This window comes from Paenibacillus aceris, from assembly GCF_017874035.1.
Classification (GTDB): Bacteria; Bacillota; Bacilli; order Paenibacillales; family NBRC-103111; genus Paenibacillus_E; species Paenibacillus_E aceris.
In genome coordinates, this window is sequence record NZ_JAGGKV010000013.1 from 169,351 (window position 1) to 189,805 (window position 20,455).

The 20,455-nt window shown below is 49.9% G+C and carries 14 protein-coding genes and 1 pseudogene; all 15 read left to right on the forward strand.

All coding sequences use genetic code 11. From position 1 onward, the window contains the following. Window positions 1-3 precede the first annotated feature (3 nt). Complete coding sequence (locus J2Z65_RS22360) at window positions 4-2,253, forward strand: hypothetical protein (RefSeq protein WP_167058517.1); 2,250 nt, start codon at window positions 4-6, stop codon at window positions 2,251-2,253. Window positions 2,254-2,276: 23 nt separating this feature from the next. Continuing rightward, a complete protein-coding gene (locus tag J2Z65_RS22365; RefSeq protein ID WP_167058520.1) occupies window positions 2,277-3,551 on the forward strand; it encodes a Gfo/Idh/MocA family protein in 1,275 nt (424 codons plus the stop codon). A gap of 1,046 nt (window positions 3,552-4,597) precedes the next feature. Further along, the gene (locus J2Z65_RS22370) at window positions 4,598-4,792 is read left to right on the forward strand and encodes an FIVAR domain-containing protein (RefSeq protein ID WP_167058523.1); all 195 of its coding nucleotides are present in this window, start codon (window positions 4,598-4,600) and stop codon (window positions 4,790-4,792) included. A 162-nt stretch (window positions 4,793-4,954) separates the two neighbouring features. Then, the gene (locus J2Z65_RS22375; RefSeq protein ID WP_167058525.1) at window positions 4,955-9,052 is read left to right on the forward strand and encodes a polysaccharide lyase family 8 super-sandwich domain-containing protein; all 4,098 of its coding nucleotides are present in this window, start codon (window positions 4,955-4,957) and stop codon (window positions 9,050-9,052) included. Window positions 9,053-9,279: 227 nt separating this feature from the next. After that, window positions 9,280-10,146 carry a helix-turn-helix transcriptional regulator gene (locus J2Z65_RS22380; protein ID WP_167058528.1) on the forward strand — a complete coding sequence of 289 codons (867 nt, stop codon included), beginning with the start codon at window positions 9,280-9,282 and terminating at the stop codon, window positions 10,144-10,146. Window positions 10,147-10,155: 9 nt separating this feature from the next. Then, a complete protein-coding gene (locus tag J2Z65_RS22385) occupies window positions 10,156-10,407 on the forward strand; it encodes a hypothetical protein (protein WP_167058531.1) in 252 nt (83 codons plus the stop codon). 288 nt (window positions 10,408-10,695) lie between these two features. Next, entirely contained in the window at window positions 10,696-11,772 is a 1,077-nt protein-coding gene (locus tag J2Z65_RS22390; RefSeq protein ID WP_167058534.1) for a glycoside hydrolase family 88/105 protein, read from the forward strand. A gap of 132 nt (window positions 11,773-11,904) precedes the next feature. Then, complete coding sequence (locus J2Z65_RS22395; protein WP_167058537.1) at window positions 11,905-12,195, forward strand: hypothetical protein; 291 nt, start codon at window positions 11,905-11,907, stop codon at window positions 12,193-12,195. Continuing rightward, entirely contained in the window at window positions 12,156-13,013 is an 858-nt protein-coding gene (locus J2Z65_RS22400) for a hypothetical protein (protein ID WP_167058540.1), read from the forward strand. Before J2Z65_RS22395 ends, J2Z65_RS22400 begins: the two co-directional genes overlap by 40 nt. A 533-nt stretch (window positions 13,014-13,546) precedes the next feature. Then, the gene (locus J2Z65_RS22405; RefSeq protein ID WP_167058543.1) at window positions 13,547-15,778 is read left to right on the forward strand and encodes a helix-turn-helix transcriptional regulator; all 2,232 of its coding nucleotides are present in this window, start codon (window positions 13,547-13,549) and stop codon (window positions 15,776-15,778) included. Between the two features lie 161 nt (window positions 15,779-15,939). After that, window positions 15,940-16,896, forward strand: coding sequence for an ABC transporter permease subunit (locus J2Z65_RS22410; RefSeq protein ID WP_167058546.1), 957 nt, complete (start codon window positions 15,940-15,942; stop codon window positions 16,894-16,896). After that, on the forward strand, window positions 16,897-17,772 hold the full coding sequence (locus J2Z65_RS22415) for a carbohydrate ABC transporter permease (protein ID WP_167058549.1): 876 nt from the start codon (window positions 16,897-16,899) through the stop codon (window positions 17,770-17,772). A 90-nt stretch (window positions 17,773-17,862) separates the two neighbouring features. Then, window positions 17,863-19,527, forward strand: coding sequence for an extracellular solute-binding protein (locus J2Z65_RS22420; RefSeq protein WP_167058552.1), 1,665 nt, complete (start codon window positions 17,863-17,865; stop codon window positions 19,525-19,527). Between the two features lie 391 nt (window positions 19,528-19,918). Next, complete coding sequence (locus J2Z65_RS22425; RefSeq protein WP_167058555.1) at window positions 19,919-20,119, forward strand: S-layer homology domain-containing protein; 201 nt, start codon at window positions 19,919-19,921, stop codon at window positions 20,117-20,119. A gap of 78 nt (window positions 20,120-20,197) precedes the next feature. After that, window positions 20,198-20,436 (forward strand): annotated as a pseudogene (locus J2Z65_RS22430) (transposase domain-containing protein); the annotation flags it as partial. Window positions 20,437-20,455: the final 19 nt, after the last annotated feature.

Sequence of the window (20,455 nt, forward strand, 5' to 3'; positions counted from 1 at the left end):
ATTATGAAAAATAATGATTGCAGTTTAGAAATAAAGCTGACTACCTATGAAGGCTCACAAGCAAGGGACTCTGTCAAAAGCATGTTAGACGAGGCTCGCGATGAGATGAAGATAGAGTTTCAAGATTCCTTATGGAAAATCAGGTATACGTGTTTGAATGTTGACAATAACGAGGACGCCGTAGATTACGAAGTATCATTCAAGGTGGTAAAAGGCGCAGTCAATCAAGCCAATGTATCGGTTAGTATGGTGCTGGGCCACTGGTCTAAAGAGAACTATGTGCTCATGCCAGCAGCTGCATATAATGGGAATCGCTATAAAGTCAGCGAACAAGAGTATCCTCCGATGCTGACTCGAGAGGATGAGATTGGCTCTCATATTCCCATCACGATTACGGATGTTCCAAGGTTAAATCATGAAGACGGCATATCTGTCATTGAATTGAGAACTGGCGATTTGGCTACCCCGGCTGTTGGATGCTTCAAGCGTAAGCAGAACAAAGGTTTCTTCATGCTCACTAAGCAAGGGACATCGCTCGGCGATTCTGGAATTACAGTGAGAGAAAATGAATTACGAACGCAAGCGGTCATCACACTCTCCGCTCCTGCTGTGAGACGTTATAAGTACAGCATGTGCAATGCGAAAGAGACATCAGATGATGTTGGATTTGATTTCAATGAAAACGATGAGGTGACCTTGAAGTTCCGGCTGTATTTCTTTGATTGTAATAGTATTCCGGAGCTGTTTGACTATTTTGCGAAAATCCGCAAGGATTTGACCGGTCAAGTACAATTGCGTCATGAGATACCTTTTTCTGCGTCATGGGATATCTTGGAGGAGAAATATAATCGGGATAACTGGCAGCAAGCAGATGAGTTTTATCGGTCATCGACTTCGACGCATGAGGTTTTTGGTGAATGGCAGACAGGGTGGGTTGGAGGCGCAATCAATACGTACCCGATGTTTGCGATCGGTAACGAGCTTTCGAAAGAAAGGTCGTTCAAGACATTGGACTTCTTATTCTCAAAAGTTCAAGCAGCTTCCGGTTTTTTCTATGGGATACACTGCAAAGGGAAATTGTACGGCGATAATTTCAAAGACCAAGAAGATATAAGTTGTGTACTGATGAGGAAAAATGCGGATGCGATTTACTTCATCGTCAAGCAATTCATGCTTCTTGAACAATTAAAGGTGGCTATACCGGCTCATTGGAAGGAAGGATTAAAAAAGGCCTGCGATGCTTTCGTCAGGTTATGGGAAAATAACGGGCAGCTGGGACAATTTGTTGATGTTCATAAAGAGAAGATTATCGTTGGCGGAAGCGCCTCCGCAGGCATTGCCCCAGCTGGACTAGTCTTGTCAGCGAAATACTTCAATGAAACATTATATATGGGAGTCGCGAGCCACCTGGCACAATTATATTATGTTGACTTTGTTAAAGATGGTGTTACAACCGGAGGGCCTGGGGAGATTTGTCAATGTCCGGACAGTGAATCGGCCTTTGCCTTACTGGAATCTTATGTTGTTCTGTATGAAGAAACGGGTCTGAGGAAATGGCTGACGATGGCTGAAGATACTGCCAAGCTTTGTGCAACTTGGTGTGTCTCCTATGACTTTGAATACCCGCTTACCTCTGAGTTCAGCAAACTTGAATTGCGTTCAGCAGGATCCGTGTGGGCAAGTGTGCAAAACAAGCATGCCGCGCCTGGTATTTGTACCTTATCGGGACTTTCTTTGTTAAAACTTTATCGGGCAACATCGAACGAATTTTATTTGGAACTGTTACGTGAAATCGCACATAATATTCCGCAATATGTATCCAGAGAAGATCGTCCTTTAAGAATCTCCTGGGATTCGGACCCAAGCAGCAATTATTCGCCACCCGGCTGGATGGGGGAACGTGTCAATACAAGCGATTGGGAAGGTAAAGCGAATGTTGGCGGAGTTCTAGGCGGTTCTTGCTGGTGTGAAGTAACCAATATGCTTACTTATTTTGAAGTGCCAGGTATTTATATTCAAAAAAATAAGGGAATTGTTTGCGCAATTGATCATATTGATGCAGAGATTGTCGTGGACAATGCCGTTCAACTTAGGGTTCGCTTATCAAATACAACGAAATTTACGGCAAAGGTTAAAGTGCTTGTTGAAGACGATGAAGAGTTATTGAAACCCTTGCATGCAAATAGCATGTTGGAATATCAAACCATCATCTTGGAGCCTAACAGCACTTATACGATGTACTTGATGAAATAACAGTCAATTTTAGGAGGATTATCATGCAGAAAATTACCGCAGTCCTGGTAGGAGCCGGACAAAGAGGCGCAGGAGCTTATGCAACCTATGCGATTAAATATCCGGAACAAATACAATTTGTCGCTGTTGCTGATGCGGACCCCATTCGAAGAAAGCAATTCCAGATTGATCACAACATTCCGGAAGAGCAGTGCTACGAAAGTTGGGAACAGTTATTGGCAATGCCGAAGTTAGCTGATGCTATGCTTGTTTGCACGCAGGACCAGATGCACTTTGAACCAGCCAGCAGAGCGCTTAAGAAAGGATATCACGTTCTGCTTGAAAAGCCGATGTCTCACGATCCGTTGGAATGTGTCATTATGGGGGAACTTGCTGAGAAGTATCAGCGGGTATTTTCGATTTGCCATGTGTTAAGATTTACTGATTTCTTTAAAGCAATAAAAAAGCTGCTGCAGCAAGGCCGGATCGGCAGATTGGTTTCGATCCAGCATACGGAAAATGTGGAGTACGCCCATTATGCCCATAGTTTTGTCAGAGGCAATTGGAGAAATTCCAAAGAATCAAGCCCCATGATATTGGCAAAAAGCTGTCACGATATGGATATTTTATTATGGCTTGCTGATGCCAATTGTACAAAGGTTTCTTCCTTTGGCGGATTAACGCATTTCAAGAAGGAGAACGCACCAGAAGGCGCTCCTAAAAGATGTTTGGACGGTTGTCCCGTGCAAAATGAATGTCCTTACTATGCGCCAAAAATATACATTGATCGTGATGATTGGGTTAATAAAGTTATGCGAACGGTTGTTAGCAGCGATACAAGCGATGAAGGTGTACTTCAGGCATTAAAGGAAGGACAATACGGCAGATGCGTGTATCACAGCGATAATGATGTCGTGGATCATCAGGTTGTCAATATCGAGTTCGACAACGAAGTGACGGTAGCTTTTACGATGAGTGCTTTTACATTTGAAGGTGGAAGATCGCTCAAGCTAATGGGTTCCCTTGGTCAAATCAGAGCGGATATGGAAAGGAACGAAATCGAGGTCACGAGCTTTGTGACAAGAGAGAAGGAGCTCATCCGCCTTGAAGCACCACCTGAAGGGCATGGCGGGGGAGATGAAGGTATCATGCAAGATTTCGTGCGATTGGTACGCCAAAATGGACAGGAAGCGGGGCTCACATCAGCGAGTACTTCTGTCGAAAGTCATCTCATGGCTTTTGCTGCCGAGAGATCCCGATTGGAGAATCGTGTTATCCGTCTTGACGATTTCAGAGAGGAATTGAAGTCCGAAGCTTGAGCATTTGGCGGGACAGCGAGATATACCGATTTCATAGTATTGCAATCGGCGGAGCGATCAACTTTTTATTAACGGTCCTGATGGCGTATCCATTGTCAAAAGAACCGAACAGGTTTCCTGGGTGAAACATTTAAATGTGGTTCTTGGTGTTTTGTATGCTTTTTTCAGGCGGGCTAATCCCTCTTTATATAACCGTAGCTGAGCTGCATCGGTTGAATTCATTGGTTCATCGGTTTTTTGATTTTTTTATGAATCGATGATCTTGCTCCACAATTCCGGTTGCAGATACGCCAGTAACTCCGTTCTATATGTGCGGAAAATTCTATATAGCGCCGTGGTTCCCCACAGACGGAAGCCACGGCGCTTATTCTATATGCGGCGAAAACGCTATATTGCTTGCAAGCCAGAAAAGCAGCATAGTGAAGTTGTACCAGTATTCTAGCGAAGGGGTGGGCAGCATGCTTACGGAAAGTCGTGTAGAAAGATATGCGGAAAGAATCGAGTGGCGGGGGCGGAGGTAGTCGTGAATGGTCGGGAGTCCTTGGTCGGGAATGAAATATTTTCAGATTTTCTCGTGGGTAATCGTGGGAGGCATTTTCGCCACGATATTTTCTTAGCAGTCGGGGGTTGTCAATCACGTTTTGAACGCCATGACGCATAACGAGTATCCATTCTTGTATAAGCCGGTTTCCTGGGTCGCCATCTTTCAGGCATACTGCACATCACCTGCAAACGTCAACGAATTCCATTTCACAAATTGTAAAGGCTTACATCGAAGAGAATTATCATAAGGACCTTTCGCTTGTTGGGTTGGCGTGAATTGTATCTGTCATAGCCATGAAAGTTGTGATCCCTTACTTCAAGATTGCGGATCCTCGCAGTGACTTGGAGTGCTTGCCTTTTATAAGTATTGGTAACCCATGGGTTCCCCGTAGAATCGGTCTTTATTTCGGCTGGTTGGGGATCAATTGCCAAGAAAGGAGGATGCAGGATTGTTCGCAGGCTGTTGGTTATAGACAACAAGGCGTGAGCTGAAAAACAAAAAAATGTTGGTGGGTACGCAAGTCGGTCAATATCCTGCAGGATCGAAAGCAACATTGCAAGCAGCTATCGACAAAGCCAAAGGTGTAGCTAATGCCGCAGATGCTACCCAGCAGCAAGTGGATCAAACCGCAGCTGATTTGGATGCAGCTCTGCAAGCATTCAACGCTTCGCAATTATCCCTATGCAGGGAGATCTGAATGGCGACGGCAAAGTAAGTATCGGCGATCTGGCTATGGTAGCCACCAATTACGGCAAAGATGCAAGCAGTCCGGATTGGCAGCAGATTAAGTCAGCGGTGAGTTTTTCTTTAAGGTGTCTTTATTACCTCGTTTTCAAATTCGTTGGTGAAGGAGATTGTTATGAACTTTCTATCTAAGAAATTTGTCGTTTATTCGATGATTGCCTGTCTACTGATGGTTCCATTCATGCTAGTGTTGGGGCCGATGCAAACGGCAAGCGCAGCCGATGAGTTTGACTCGCTAAGAAATAGATGGAAGACGTACTTGACAGGAGGTTCAGAGATCAATTCGTCAGATCCAGAAATTGCAGCACAAATTAAACAAATCGATTCGGACGCGAACAGCGCTTGGTCATCGATGGACAAAAGCACGGGACGAACTTTTTTATGGAGCGACGAGTCCAATTGGAGCAAAGCCGGCACAGTGTCTCACACATATGGACGGTTGAGGGCAATGGCGCTGGCGTATGCGACTACCAGTTCGTCCTTACACGGTAATACGAGCTTGGCGACTGATATTATAAGCGGTATGGATTGGATGTACGCGAATAGATTCAACGAAAAGAAAAGCGAATTCGATAACTGGTATCATTGGGAAATCGCCTCTCCACAGGCCCTTGGCGATCTGATGGTATTGGTTTACGACCAATTGTCCGATGCACAAATCGCTAACTACGTGAAGGCGATAGACAAATTCGTACCGAATCCGACCATTCGGACGAATTTAGGGACACCGGAAACCGGTGCTAACCTCATGGATAAAGCATTAGCCGTCGCTCTGCGAGGTCTTGCTACCAAGTCGAGCGCCAAACTTGCTCAAGCCCGAGACTCGATCAGCAATGTTCTGCTCTATGTGAAGGACGGAGACGGCTTCTACGAGGACGGATCGTACATTGAGCACGGCAGGCACGCTTATACGGGAAGCTATGGCGCCGTGTTGATTATGGATATGGCAAAGCTGCTGTATTTGATTGGCAATTCGAGCTGGAACGTCACCGACCCGAATCTGAAGAACGTTACTCGATGGGTGACGGAAGCGTATCAGCCGTTTCTGTACAAAGGGGCGATGATGGACACGGTCAGAGGTCGGGCGATATCTCGGGAGTTCGAGCAGGATCATCAAGCGGGCCGCAATGTCATTGCCTCGCTTGTGCTGCTGGCGGAAGGTATGAATGCGCAGGACGCCATAACGATTCGGCGGATCGCCAAAGGCCAGGCTGCTTCGGATACGACATTCGCAAGCTACACGGATGGCCTGTCCATTTTTAATAATGTCAAAGTCAAGGCATTGCTGGGCGATTCCACTGTTGTTCCTGCTGCAGATTTGATAGAAACGCATGTGTTTGCCGGGATGACTCGTGCGCTGCAATTGCGTCAGAATTTCGGATTGGCGTTAGGGATGTTCTCGACGCGCATCTCCTCATTCGAAAGCTTCGGAACAGAAAATACTCGGCCTTGGTGGCAAGGAACGGGTGCCGCCTACTTATACAATTCGGACCAAACTCAGTTTAACGGTGCATATTGGCCGACAGTGAACTCGCTTCGTTTGCCGGGTACGACGACGGACGGGTCCACGGTCAGCCAGCCAATACCCGCCAGCGCTTTAAACACGTCGAATTGGGTAGGAGGCTCGTCGGTGGGCGGTTTATACGGGTCAGTTGGCATGCAGTTCTCGATGTCGAAGAATACGGGGACTCCGTTGTCCGGCAAAAAGTCTTGGTTCTTGTTCGGCGACAAGTATATTGCGCTGGGAGCCGAAATTACAAGCACTGGCGGCCGTACGGTGGAAACGATCGTCGAGAATCGCAAGCTGAACGCAGACGGCACGAATACGTTAACGGTAGGCGGAACGGTGAAGCCTTCGACAACCGGCTGGTCAGAAACGATGACAGGTGTTCAGTGGGCGCATTTAGCGGGAAGCGTACCTGGATCCGATATCGCGTATGTGTTCCCGGGAGGCGCAACCGTGAACGGACTACGGGAAACGCGTACCGGTTCATGGAACGAGCTTTATGTAGGAACAAGTTCGACACCAATGTCCGCTCATTATGCGAGCTTGGCGCTGAACCATGGCATCGATCCGACGCAAGCCTCCTACGCATATGCTGTCCTTCCAGGGAAAACAGCGGCTGAGGCTGCAGCGTATGCAGCGAATCCTGGTTTTGCCATTCTAAAGAATTCAGGAACTGCGCAGGCAGTAAAGGATATTGGAGCGAATGTCGTAGGAGCGAACTTTTGGACGGATTCCGTAGATACGATCCAAGTGGACGGGAGTGATTACCTCACCAGCAACAAAAAAGCATCCGTGACTGTAGCGGAAAACGGAACCGAGCTGCAAATCGGCATTGCCGATCCAACACAAGCGAATACAGGAACGATCGAGATCGAGCTTCACCGGGCGACATCCGGTGTCATTGCGCTGGATTCTGGCGTAACCGTGAAACAGTTTGCGCCGACGACGAAACTGGAAGTAAAAACGGCAGGTTCGATCGGCAAAACGTTTCTGGCTAAGTTGAACATAGGTTCACCGACTACCCCTGCTGCACCCCAGTTAACGGAATTAACAAATGATGGCGAAGGCTCTGTTAAGCTGAAATGGAACGGGGACATGGGAGCAACCGGCTACCGGATTTATTACGGAACAACTGCAGGAAATTATGCGAATTCAGTTGATGTGCCTACAGTAGGTGCAGGCGCCAACCGTTACACGGTTACGGGTTTGACGAACAAGACTACCTACTATTTCACAGTGAAGGCCGTGAACGCATTGGGGGAAAGCGCTTCGTCCGGCGAAATGTCGATCACGCTCCCCGATTATGTTTCGTTCGCCCCAACAGCGGATACGTATGTGCGTGACGGTTCATTTGCGAATACGAATTACGGTGAGGATTCTGTGCTCGCTGTCAAAAATGAGGTAACCGAGCGTAATAGACGATCTTTCTTGAAGTTTGACGTCTCCTCCTTTGCTGGCTTGATGAAATCGGCGAAGGTGCGGCTTGTGCCGACTAATATCGGCCAGAGCGGCATCTCGCAACAAGCGAATACAGCAGCGGACGATACTTGGTCGGAAACGGGCATGACTTGGAGCAACCAGCCGGGCCTCGGAGCGCTGCTGGCGAATTGGACGGCGCCTACAGTCGGAACGCCGGTTGAATTCGACGTGACGAGCGCGGTCTACGATGCATTAGCGACAGACAAAACGTTCTCGATCCGCATTATGTCACCAACAAATCAGGGAAAAGAAGGCAATGTCGAATATGCATCCAAAGAGAACGCCACGGCGAATTACCGTCCCGTACTTATTATTGAGCAACAAACTCCCGTTGAACCAGAGAACCGTGCTCCGGTAGCAAGTGATGCGGATTTTGCCGGGCTTGAGGATGCAATTGTAACCGGCCTATTAAGCGCCAGCGATGCGGATGGGGACGCATTGACGTACAGTATTGTAACGAACGGCACGAAAGGTAACGCTGTAGTTACGGATCCGGCAACAGGAGCGTTTACGTATACGCCTACAACGGGATCGACTGGCACAGATACGTTCACGTTCCGTGTAAGTGACGGTAGAACCGAATCCAATGTTGCGAGTGTAACAATCAACCTAGCTGCTGCGCCGAAGGTGCTCCAAGCAGAGCTTGCAGGCGAGAGCTCGGTAGCGGCAGGAGCGCAATTCAAGGTCACCTTCGGCTTGAAGAACGTGATACAAGCCGCACTGGCTGAGGACGTAACCATTGAATACGACGCGAACTCGATGCAATTCGAATCCGCAAAATCGGTACTTGACGGCGTTTCAATTCTAGAGACGAGTACGCAATCACCAGGTAAACTCAGACTAATTATCGTCAGTCAAGGCAATGCTCATGGGGTCACCGGGAACAAGCAAATTGTGGAGTTGAGCTTTAAAGCGAAGGACGTCTTGCAGAGTACGACTGGCCATGTTGCCGTTTCGAGCGCGGTGCTGGGTGATGCACAGGGCGGGGAAGCGCATGCCGAGCTTTCTAGTTTAAGTATCCAGATCGTAGCTCCGATCCCGGGAATACCAGGTGATTTGAACAACGATATGAAAGTGACGATCGGCGATTTGGCTATCGTTGCCGTCCATTACGGAAAAGACGCAAGCAGCCCGGATTGGCAGCAAGTGAAGAAAGCGGACGTAAACGGCGACAACAAGATCGACATCAGTGACCTTGCAGCTGTAGCGGCTATAATTCTTCAGTAACCTCTCAAACCGAGAGCCTTTGAGGCCTCTTGCAAAGGACCGTCAGGTTTTCTCTGACGGTTCTTTAGTTTTTGGAGCGGACTGAGGGGGGAGATGCCCTGTGTTTTCAGTTCGTCGATATAAATGTAGGATTCGGACAATATCACTAGCGTTGCATTAATCAGAGCTACAGCTACATTTGCTGTATCCGCAATCGTACACCAAGCGATACCGAAAGGAAGAACGGCATGAAGATGATCGACGGACACCATTCCCGAATCGGACGATACTTCGGCATCGCCCACAAAAGCGACGACAACTACCCGCTGACCGCGCATTCGCATGTCGGCTACGAGATTGTGTGGCTGCTGGAGGGCGAGGCGCAGTTTATATTGGACGATCAATTTTATACGCTGATGCCAGGGCATATGCTCATCTTCAAAGGGTTCATTATGCACAAGGTGCGGCTGCCGGAGAAGGTGCGTTACGTGCGGCGCATCATTCATTTTCACCCGGACTTCGTGCCGCTCTGGGACAACGAGCAGCTGCAGCTCGGCCGCATTCTCGACCAGCCGGGCAAGCAGGCACACCTCATATGGCTTAACGACGAGCTTGCCCGCGCTTGCTGCGGCTTGTTCGACAGGCTACTCGACGAGTTCGGCAGCGAAGGGCGGTGGGGCTGGGAGACCGCTATTCAGCTTGCGCTGCAGGAGCTGCTCGTGCTGCTCGCACGCGAGGTGCGAAGCGAGCAAGGCGTGGAGGAGTACCATCCGCAGACGGACAAGGAGCGGCTGCTGAAGGCGATCCTCGGCCGCTTGAACAAAGGGTGGAAGGAAGGGTGCCGGCTGGACGATCTCGCCGGGGAGCTTTTTCTGAGCAAATATTATTTGTGCCACTTCTTCAAGGAGGAGATGGGCGTGACGCTGCAGCAGTACGTCGTCAGGAAAAAAATTACAGAGGCGAAGAAGCTGCTCGTTCTCACCGAATGGCCGGTCAAGGAGGTCTGTTATCAGGTCGGCTACCAGACGACGTCGCATTTTATTAAAAGCTTCAAGCAAGTGACAGGGGTGACGCCGGAGCATTTTCGCCGCACGTCAAGGGATTCACGCGAGTAGGCGCGGATAATGAGGGACATTGGTAGCAGCGCGAACGAGTGCGATACGATCGTCAACGCCAACGGCTTGAATGAGAACGTCGGGCTCGTTACGCTGAGCAACACGGAAACCGGCAGCTCATACGTGACGGTCCGGCCGCAGACACAGGGCGGCGTCCGGCTGACGGGGAAGGCGACGGACGGCGTGACCAATTCGCTCGTCAAGAAGCTGCAGAAGACGTATGAGACTTCAACCTCCGATAGAAACTGCGCGCGCAACTAGCTTAGCTGGACGCATACATCAAGGAAGTGACCGCGCAGTCGGGCAAAAAGATCGAGACGGGGAACGCCGCTTTGCTCGTCCGATACGCGCAGGCGCTGAAGTAAGGCGGCCGCTAGTCGACATAGAGTAATAAAGCAAAGGCTTCGAGTTACGGCGCACAGCCTTTGCTTTATTTTTTTCAAACAGCAAGATCGCGATATGAGATGAACAACTTCTGAACACTGTGCGCGCTTCCGAATTGGTATAATTTGACGCATGAACGTTATAACAACCAAGGAGGCTATCACGATGCAGCAAGTTATCGATCCTTCACAGCTCAAGAAAATTGCCGACAACGTATACGCATACATGGTTCGCGAGCACACCGGCAAGTCGTCCGACATGAACGAAGCCGACTGCCACGGCAGCGACTGGGGCACCGACATTCATAACTGGGACTGGAATCCCGGCGTAGGCATAATTGCGATCTCGCATTACTACGACCATATGAAGCGCCCCGACGTGCTGGCGTACCTCGAGTCGTGGCTGAACAGAAACAAGAGCAAGGCGCGCAAATTCGAGCACGTCAACGTCATGACGCCGTTCGCAATTTACCCGGAAATGTACGAGCGCACCGGCGATCCGGAATACAAGGATGTTGCACTCGACTACGCCAACTGGATCGTGAAGCATGCGCCGCGTACGCTGACCGGCACGTTCCAGCATGGCGGCAATCTGGTTCAGGAAGTATGGGCCGATACGATCTTCATGGTCGTCCTGTTCTTGTCCCGGCTGGCGAAGCTGACGGGCAGCAAGGCGCTGGCTGACGAGGCGGCGACGCAGCTGCTGCAGCATTTTCAATTGCTGCAGGACCCGGAGACCGGCGTTCTGTTCCACGGCTACCAATGCGAGAACAAGGACCATATGTCCGCGGCGCGCTGGACGCGCGGTAACGCCTGGCTTACGGTCGGCACGCCGCTCATTTTGGAGCAAATCGCCGGACTGACCGACGTGGCGAGCGAGCTGAACGAGCGGTACCGCCGCATGATTGACGGGCTGCTTCGCTACCAGGCGGATAACGGTCTGTGGCATACGGTGATGGACGAGCCGACTTATTACCAGGAGACGAGCGGCAGCGCCGGTATTGCGTGCGGCATCGCCAAGGCGATCAAGCAAGGGCTGCTGCCTGTCTCGTACAAGTCGGCGGCTGACAAGACGCTGCAAGGCGTGCTTACGATGATTCAGGACGACGGTGAAGTGACTGGCGTATCCGGCGGTACGCCGATTATGCACACAGTGGAGGAATACAACCAGCTGTCGTGTTACCCGACACTGTACGGGCAAGGGCTCACGCTCATGCTGCTGTCGGAATATTATGCGTTTTAAATCAGAACGAACTACAGTCCCAGCCGAATCGAAGCCGAGCTGGGACGGCGATCTCCTTGTGAACGGGGTGGCTATTTAATTTAGACATACCACTACGACCTCAACCGCTTCGAGCCGCAGATGATCGACGATTTGAAAAGATATTTCGACGGTAAGCTGTACGCGCTTCCGCTGTATCTTTTTCGCCGGGAAGCCGGCAACGAATCCGTTGCCGGGTCAAACGAGCGTGTATCGAGCATTGTTGGAGACATGGAGGCGATTGCCGCCAAAAACAAAGACGTGAACACGCTGCTCCTCGAAGTTGATGGGCGTTTCAAGAAACGACGCTGTTCTGGCACAACATGGCGTACACGCATAAGCTTATTTTCGAGCAAAACCTCGCCATGGAGCGCAAGTACGGCATTAACATCAACAACGAGATAATGAAGGAAGCGCGTTACGTGAATGAATGCCGGAAGATAGGCGTAACGCCGGAGCCGTGCCGGTGCTGCCACTATTTGAGCCGCGTTGACAAAATCACATACAAGTCGCCGAACTATATGCTCAGCTGCGCGCAGGACTTCCGCAAAGGCGAGCGCGGCTTTCAGCAGCACATCTGGCAGGCGACGCTGGACGATGGTATCGCCGTCTTCACGACGCATCCCGGCGCGACGCAGGAGGGCGCAGGCCGCCCCGATCTGTGGTCGGGCAACGCGACGCACCCGCGCGCCGTCCAGCACGGCAATACGGTGCTCTGCCTGTACCGCATCCCGGCTGACAGCAAGCTGCCGTATTCGCACGCGCATTTTCCGCGCAGCCAGTTCGACGAGGTTTGCGAAGTCGGCGGCTGGCTGTTCGGCCGCAAGGGCGGCGGCTACGTCGGCTTGTACTCGCAGCACGGATACCGCTGGAGCGGGCGTGCCGATCTCGCCGACATCGAGATCATTTGCGACGCGCTGCACAACGGATGGATTTGCCAGCTAGGCAGCCGCGACGAGCATGGTGCGTTCAAGCAGTTCGTCAGCGCCGTGCTGAGCCGCGACGTCGAGACGACGGACGGCGGCGCGCTCCGCTACGTGACGCCGGACGGTCGCTCGATGGAGTGGGGCTGGGACGGCGAACTACTCGAGGACGGCGAGCCGGTGCGCATCTCCGGCTACAAGCGGTTCGAGAACGGCTACTGCACAGCCGACCGGTACAGTGGCGTCTACAGCATCTCGCAGGGCGGCGAGACGCTGACGCTTGATTTCTCGAAGTTATAGAGGGGCAATTGACGAGAAAAGAATGGCATAAAGAAGCTGATGGAACGCTTAAACTGCGTCCCGTCAGCTTCTTTTGTTGTTAGCGTCGTCATCCACTTGAGAAGCTTGTCCAGTAAAATAATGATTCAAATTTACAAATTTATGATCGGATTGTAAATAAGAAACTGCTGTCTTTAACATCAATGATCCTGTTGTTTCGCAGAATTAATTGGATTTGAAGCAGATTAATTTGGACAGAAATTTGCATAATTAGTCTAGTATTCATAAATATACAGTCATGTTCAAGTTTACATGTGCAATTCATACTTTTAAATATTTTAGGTGAGAATAGAACGTTTGTTCGAGAGGAAGATTTATACAGTTGTCGAAATATAAGGACGAGAAATAGCGAATATTACCTATCTTTTCTTAGGCTTCTGGGCAACGGTACCGCAATTCTATATGGCAGGAATAGGCTATATTGCGGTCAAGAATCACTTTCTATATGAAAAGCTTGGGGCTGACACCAATTTACGAATGGGGAATAGGCAACGATGGAATGGAAACTTACATTAAAGCGCACCACCTACATGCAGTGGCTGATTTCCTATATGCCGGTGTTTTTCATCTCCATGGCGTCGTTAATCCTGATTTTCTTCATGATCTTGTTCAAAGTTTCGGAGAATGAATCGTTAAATGCCAATAAGCTGTATGCCCGCCAAGTGCAGCAAACGATCGATACGACGTTCCGTTTGTCTGAGCAGTTGGTCGTTCAGGAGGTCATCTCGGATGACAAGTTAAAGCAGTTTCTAACCTCCGCCGAAATGCCCGGTACCTTGGAAATGTTCGAAATGTCGGAGAAGATCCGGCAGCTCATTTTTACGACGCCATTGGTCGATTCGATCTATCTGTACCGGGAAAACGACCGTTCGGTCTTCGGTGCCAACGGGATGTTTACCCTGGACAGCTTCGGTGATCGAGATTTCATCCAGGATGCGCTCGACGGAAAGGTGATCGGGTGGTCCGACGCACGGAAATTCAAAGAGTTTCAGGGCAACAGCTCCGCGGAGAAGGACGTCGTTTCGTTGGCCAGGGAGGTGCCCGGGTTTACCGGGCATCATGCCCTTATCATGATTAATGTTCAGGTCTCCGCGATACCGACGTGGTTGAAAAGCACAATCGACTCCGATATCAGTGAGTTCTTGTTGAAGGACAAGTTGCATAACGATTTGTTGGCATCCAGGAAGGAGCCCAGCTTGGAGAAATCGCCTTCGGTTGCGATCAAATCTTCCTATACGGGATGGGTGCTATTGTCTCAGTTAAGAAACAAGCACCTGTTTCAGCAATTATCGTTGTTTACTTACCTCTGGTTTAGCTTGGCGGTCCTTGCTATGATGCTGGGCATGTTCTGGATGAGGCACTCGATTCGCCGAAATTATCGTCCGATTCAGTCGATCCTGGATCAGATCCATGAAGGCTATGGTCAACGTCCCGGGAATGAATTGGATTTCATCCAATCCGCCCTGCACACGTACGCCGAAGAATCCCGCCATTACCAGAGTCAAAAGTCGGAGACTCTGTTTCAACGTAGACAAGCGGCCGTAAACGACCTGCTGAGCGGGGATCGGGTTCTGCAAGGTTCGCTTTGGCAAGCGGAGAAGCAGGCGCTGGAATGTCCGATCGAGGAAGAAACGCTTTCCGTCGTTGTGGTTGAGATTGACCGGTATCACGAATTTAAGGCCGAATACAATCCGAAGGATCAGTCTCTTCTGAAATTTGTGATTACGAATGTTGCCAAGGAGTGTGCGGAACAGAACGGATTCCCGACGCTGTCCGCTTGGGTGGGAGACCATCAACTGGGAATCCTCGTCTTTATCGAGAGCAAGCATGATGCCTGGGAGGAATCGATACGTGGTTTCTGTGAGCAGCTGCGACTATGGGTCGAATCCCAACTGGCATTCACGATCAGCTGCGCGTATGGTCCGGAAATGGCAATCGAAGCGGTTCATCTCAGCTATAAATCGGCGCAGGAGCGGCTTGGTTATAAAATGGTGCTGGGCAATAATCGCCTGCTGAATATGACGGAGATCCTTGCGGTTTCCGCCGATACGGAAACCCTGTTTTATGAAGATGTGAGAAAGGTTCGGAAAATTGTGATCGATTTTCGCGGGGGGAGGGGCGAGTGGTTACCGGCGCTGACGGAGGTGTTTTCGGCGATTCGCGCGCGATGTCCGCAAAGGGAAGATATCCGAAGCTTTATGACCTACATGCAAATTCAATTTACCAGGGACATGATGGAGCTTCCGGGAGACATCCAGGTCTACTGGAAAAGTCATGTGTTGCCCCGCATGATGGAACTTATTGAACAATCGGAGCTCTTGGGGGAGTTCGAGGGAAGATGGGTGCAGCTCCTGCAGGCCGCCGAAACGCACATTGGCCAAATGAAGGAACACAGGCATGAGCGAGAGCTTGTAAGCAGGATCCGGGAGTACATTGCGGAGCATTATATGGATTACGATCTGTCTCTGACTACGGTTAGCGATCATTTTCATATACCGGCCAAGAAGTTGAGTCGAATCTTCAAGGAAGAGTACGGCGAGAAGTTCGTGGATGTTGTGGCCCTGACCCGGATGGAGAGGGCGAAGGAATTGCTGGAACAATCCGATGAACCGGTTCAAGAGATCGCGAATCGCGTCGGCTATTACCATTCCATCTCGTTCATTCAAGCATTCAAGAAGCTGACCGGGGTAACACCCGGACAATTCCGGTTGCAAATACGCCAGTAACTCCGTTCTATATGTGCGGAAAATTCTATATAGCGCCGCGGTTTCCCACAGACGGAAGCCGCGGCGCTTATTCTATATGCGGCGAAAACGCTATATTGCCTGCAAACCAGAAAAGCAGCATAGTGAAGTTGTACCAGTAATCTAGCGGAGGAGTGGGCAGCATGCTTACGGAAAGTCGTGTAGAAAGACATGCGGAAAGAATCGAGTGGCGGTGGCGGTGGTGGTCGCGAATAATCGGCAGTCCCCAATTCCCTCTTTATATCATGTTTCTACCTGTCATCGTATATTTTGTCATCTTTAAATACGGCCCCATGCTCGGTTTGATCGTCGCCTTCAAGGACTATAACTTTCGAGACGGGATTTTCGGGAGTCCCTGGGCGGGAATGAAATATTTTCAGATGCTTGGGGAAGCGCCGCAAACCTTTCAGATTGTTCGAAACACCTTGCTGCTCAGTTTGTTAAGCATTTTCGGGGGGTTCGCGTTCCCCGTCGCTCTTGCGGTCATGATCAACGAAGTGCGGAAAGCATGGTTTAAACGGATCGTACAAACGTTAATTTACTTGCCACATTTTTTCTCGTGGGTAATCGTGGGAGGCATTTTCGTCACGATATTTTCCCAGCAGTCGGGGGTTGTCAATCACGTTTTGAACGCCATGACGCATAACGCGTATCCATTCTTGTATAAGCCGGTTTCCTGGGTTGCCATCTTCATCGGGGCGGGGATTTGGAAAGAAGCCGGGTTCACTGCGATCATCTATTTGGCCGCGCTCATGAATATCGATCCGAGCTTATATGAAGCCTCCGAAATCGACGGCGCCGGCAAATGGAAGCAGATCTGGCACATTACGCTGCCGGGGCTCCAACCCACCATGGTGCTGATGCTCATTCTGGCGATGGGACATGTCCTGGATGTGGGGTTTGATCAGGTCTACGTGCTACAGAATGAAACCGTATCCGATATCGCAGAGGTGATCAGTACGTACATTTACCGTGTAGGGCTTCAGGGGAACCAGATCAGTTTGACGACTGCGCTCGGACTCTTCGAATCTCTCGTTGCCTTCATCCTGGTCATCCTCACCAATGCGATCGCGCGGAAATTCAATAAGGAGCTGTTCTAGATGAAAATCACCAGAGAAGAGAAGATGTTTCATGTTTTGAATTACTCGCTGCTCCTGCTGTGCGGCATGCTCTGCCTGGCGCCGCTGATCCATATCGCGGCGTTGTCCGTCAGCGACCCTCACGAGGTAACCTCCGGACACGTCAGCTTATGGCCGGTCGGTTGGAGCATGCAGTCTTTCGTGAAGCTGGTTGAGGGAACGAATATTGTCCGAGCGTTCGGCAATAACGTGCTGATGACCGTCGTTGGGACGTTGTGCAGCATGGGGTTCACCGTTCTTGCCGCTTATCCGTTGTCGCGAACCGTTTTTAAGGGCAGGAAAGCTTATACCATGGCGATTCTGTTTACCATGATGTTCAATGGAGGTTTGATTCCGACGTATCTGTTGGTCAAATCGCTCCATTTGTTAAACACCTATTGGTCCATCTGGATTCCGGGTCTCGTCAGCGTATTCAATATGCTGATCATGAAATCGTTCATGGAGGAAATACCACGGGAGCTGGACGAGGCAGCGAAAATGGACGGCTGCGGGGAGTGGCGATACTTGGCGCAAGTGGTATTGCCGCTTTCCGTTCCGGTGATGGCTACATTAACGTTGTTCTACGCAGTGGGGTATTGGAATGTGTTCTTCAGCGTCCTGATGTATATAACGGACGCCAATAAATTCAATTTGACGGTTGTTGTTCAGAATATGGTTCAGAATTCGACTCTTCTCCAATCCTTGAACAATTTTGAGCCTCAGGAGCTATCAGCGATTACGCCTGAAGGGATTAAAGCCGCAGCGATCATCCTGCTGATCGCTCCCTGGCTCCTCGTGTACCCGTTTCTGCAAAAATATTTTGTGAAGGGCGCCAGGCTCGGTGCGGTGAAGGGGTAAATCTTCAATTTTTTGAAAGGGGTGATGCCGTACTTCAGGGAAAGGCCGATTGTGTCGCGATTCATATTAAATTTGGAGGGGTTACCAGCAATGAAAATGAACCGAAAGCTTTACGCTACAGCCACGATAATGTCCACAGCGCTTCTCCTGTTTACGGCATGCAGCGGCAAATCGCTGGATCAGGCGAGCAGCAAACCTTCCTCGACGGACGCAGGCATGTCTAGCGCCACCCCAGCGACGAAGCGCGGGAACATCGCAGTCTCGATTTATGACCGGGGCAATATTCCGGCCGAAGAAGGGACGGTGGTCAATAACCGCTGGACCAAATGGGTGAATGAGAAAGGTCCGGCGAATGTGACGTTCGTTCCGATTGCCCGCGCCGATTCGGTCAAGAAATTCAATGTGCTCATCGCCTCCAATTCCGCGCCGGATTTGATCATGGAGTACGATACGAATTTCCGCAATCAGCTGTATGCGAATAAGTCCATTATTCCGCTTGATGACCTGATTGCGAAGTACAGCACCAACTATAAGAAACTTCTCGATGAGTACCCGCAGCTGAAGAAGGCGGGCATCAAATCCGACGGCAAGCTGTATGAGGTGGGGCGCGTCTCCCCGGCATTGCCGCAAGATGCGCTGGTGATCCGGAAAGACTGGCTCAAAAAATTGAATTTGAGCGTTCCGACCAATGTCGATGAGCTGTATCAAGTGTTGAAGGCTTTCGCGGATAAAGATCCGGACGGCGACGGGGTCAAAAATACGTTCGGGATCAGTATGGTGGGCGTCGGTGCCGGTACAAGCGTTGGTCCCGGCAGCGCTCTCGCCTTAGACGTCATCTTCCAGAATGTCGGCTGGGTTCTCGACAACGGCAAGGTAGTCCGGGATTGGGATCGGTTGAAGGCAGCTACCGAATTTAAGAAGAAGTTGTTTGATGAAGGCATCGTGGATAAAGATTACCTTACGGATAAGAACGGCGAAAAGGCGAAGCAAAGCTTCCTGAACGGTAAGTTGGGAATGTACTACATGAATCAGGCAACTTTCGAAGCGCTGAAGAAAAACGTGCCGGACGCTGAACTTACCGCGATTCCGCTCCCCAAATCTCCTTTCGGCCAGTTTAGCCTGATGGTGAGCAACCCGATTCAGATGGATGGAGTCGTCAATGCCAACGCGAAAGATCCGGAAGCCATCATGAAATATATTGACTTTATGTCCGATCCGCAAAACTATACGATACTGAAAAACGGCACGGAAGGCGTTCACTTTAAGAAGGGGGACAACGGCTGCCCGCAAATTCTCGACGCAGAGAAGTTCAAGAAGGAAGTCAGTTGGACGGGGGACCTGCAGATGCTGATCTCAGGGATTAAGTTGGGGCAGTGCGCTAACGTCCTCAGTCAGTTAAATCCTGACATCCCAATTCAGAAAGAATACATGAATTTGTACAAAGAAGCGATGGACAATGTCAAGCCTGAAACGCCGGTACCGTGGATTGTCGGTCATCCGGAGCATATGCCTTCCTATCCGCAAGATCTGACAGTGGTTGCAACCAACGCGGAAAAAGCTGTTACCGATGCCGCGGTGAAGTCCATTGTATCGGGAAGCTCCTATTCGGTTGACCAAGCGATCAAGGATGCGAAAGATGCCTGGGATAAAGCGGGAGGCAAGAAGCTGGAGGAGTTCTATGCGAAGTGGTATGAAGACAACAAAAACACGGCTTTCCTGCCGAAGGACATCTATAGCTTTACATTAAAGAAGTGAAATCGTTGGGAATCTAACGACACAAATGTGCCCACATAAAACTACTTAAAAATGCCCATGTTAATGGGCTTTTCTTTATATATGTAGGAACTTTGTTGTTGTTATTCCGCGACACAAAAGATCCTGCATTGTAGTTAAACGGCACAAATGTAGTGACATAATAGTGGAATAGACTTTGGAGGCTTAAATAATCGCGTTATACAAGCCCTATTGCTAACACACAATCAGTTTTAGCTCGTGGCTAAAGCGATTTTGCAATAAAATAGCCCAAGAAAATGATATCGTACTTGAAGGATAAGTACGGTATCGTTTCTAGATTTTTTAGAAATGTATAAAAAACGTAGTTGTCGATCTTACAGAATATACCCTAAATTTGTGCTATGAGAAATCAATGACGGTAATGGCACTATCGACATTGTCGACCTCGCAGTCATTTGCGAGCATGTCGGCAGCTGTAACTGCAGACATTGTGAACGGGTATGCAGACAATACCTTCCGCGCCGATAACCGAATTAACCGTACCGAAATGACCGCCTTGGTTGTCTATTCGCTCCACTCGAGCAAACCACGAGAGCGGAAGCGGTTACCTTAATTCTCAATGCCATTCAGAAATAACTCGTTGATTTGTGTGTATTAGAAAGAGACTGTCCTGTTTATGACAGTCTCTTTATTGTTTGTTGACACAGCAGGTCAACTATTTTTAACTCGCGGAGCAAAGGCGAGTGCGACGATATCTACAGCGTCATGGAAACCGCCAAAGAAAACGGCCTGAACCCGTTTCAGTATATACAATACCTCTTTGAGCAACTGCCTCAGATGGCAAATCCAAGCGATCCCGCAGCACTGGATAAGCTGCTTCCATGGTCGCCGACGCTACCGCTAGTTTGCCGTGTATTCAAACATCAATAGCTACAGTATACGATAGCCC

Coding starts and splice junctions, on each gene's coding strand:
- J2Z65_RS22370 (WP_167058523.1), top strand. CDS start 4,598: ATGTTGGTGGGTACGCAAGTCGGTCAATATCCTGCAGGATCGAAAGCA.
- J2Z65_RS22400 (WP_167058540.1), top strand. CDS start 12,156: ATGGAGCGCAAGTACGGCATTAACATCAACAACGAGATAATGAAGGAA.
- J2Z65_RS22420 (WP_167058552.1), top strand. CDS start 17,863: ATGAAAATGAACCGAAAGCTTTACGCTACAGCCACGATAATGTCCACA.
- J2Z65_RS22425 (WP_167058555.1), top strand. CDS start 19,919: ATGACGGTAATGGCACTATCGACATTGTCGACCTCGCAGTCATTTGCG.
- J2Z65_RS22410 (WP_167058546.1), top strand. CDS start 15,940: ATGCTTACGGAAAGTCGTGTAGAAAGACATGCGGAAAGAATCGAGTGG.
- J2Z65_RS22390 (WP_167058534.1), top strand. CDS start 10,696: ATGCAGCAAGTTATCGATCCTTCACAGCTCAAGAAAATTGCCGACAAC.
- J2Z65_RS22360 (WP_167058517.1), top strand. CDS start 4: ATGAAAAATAATGATTGCAGTTTAGAAATAAAGCTGACTACCTATGAA.
- J2Z65_RS22365 (WP_167058520.1), top strand. CDS start 2,277: ATGCAGAAAATTACCGCAGTCCTGGTAGGAGCCGGACAAAGAGGCGCA.
- J2Z65_RS22380 (WP_167058528.1), top strand. CDS start 9,280: ATGAAGATGATCGACGGACACCATTCCCGAATCGGACGATACTTCGGC.
- J2Z65_RS22405 (WP_167058543.1), top strand. CDS start 13,547: ATGGAATGGAAACTTACATTAAAGCGCACCACCTACATGCAGTGGCTG.
- J2Z65_RS22385 (WP_167058531.1), top strand. CDS start 10,156: ATGAGGGACATTGGTAGCAGCGCGAACGAGTGCGATACGATCGTCAAC.
- J2Z65_RS22415 (WP_167058549.1), top strand. CDS start 16,897: ATGAAAATCACCAGAGAAGAGAAGATGTTTCATGTTTTGAATTACTCG.
- J2Z65_RS22375 (WP_167058525.1), top strand. CDS start 4,955: ATGAACTTTCTATCTAAGAAATTTGTCGTTTATTCGATGATTGCCTGT.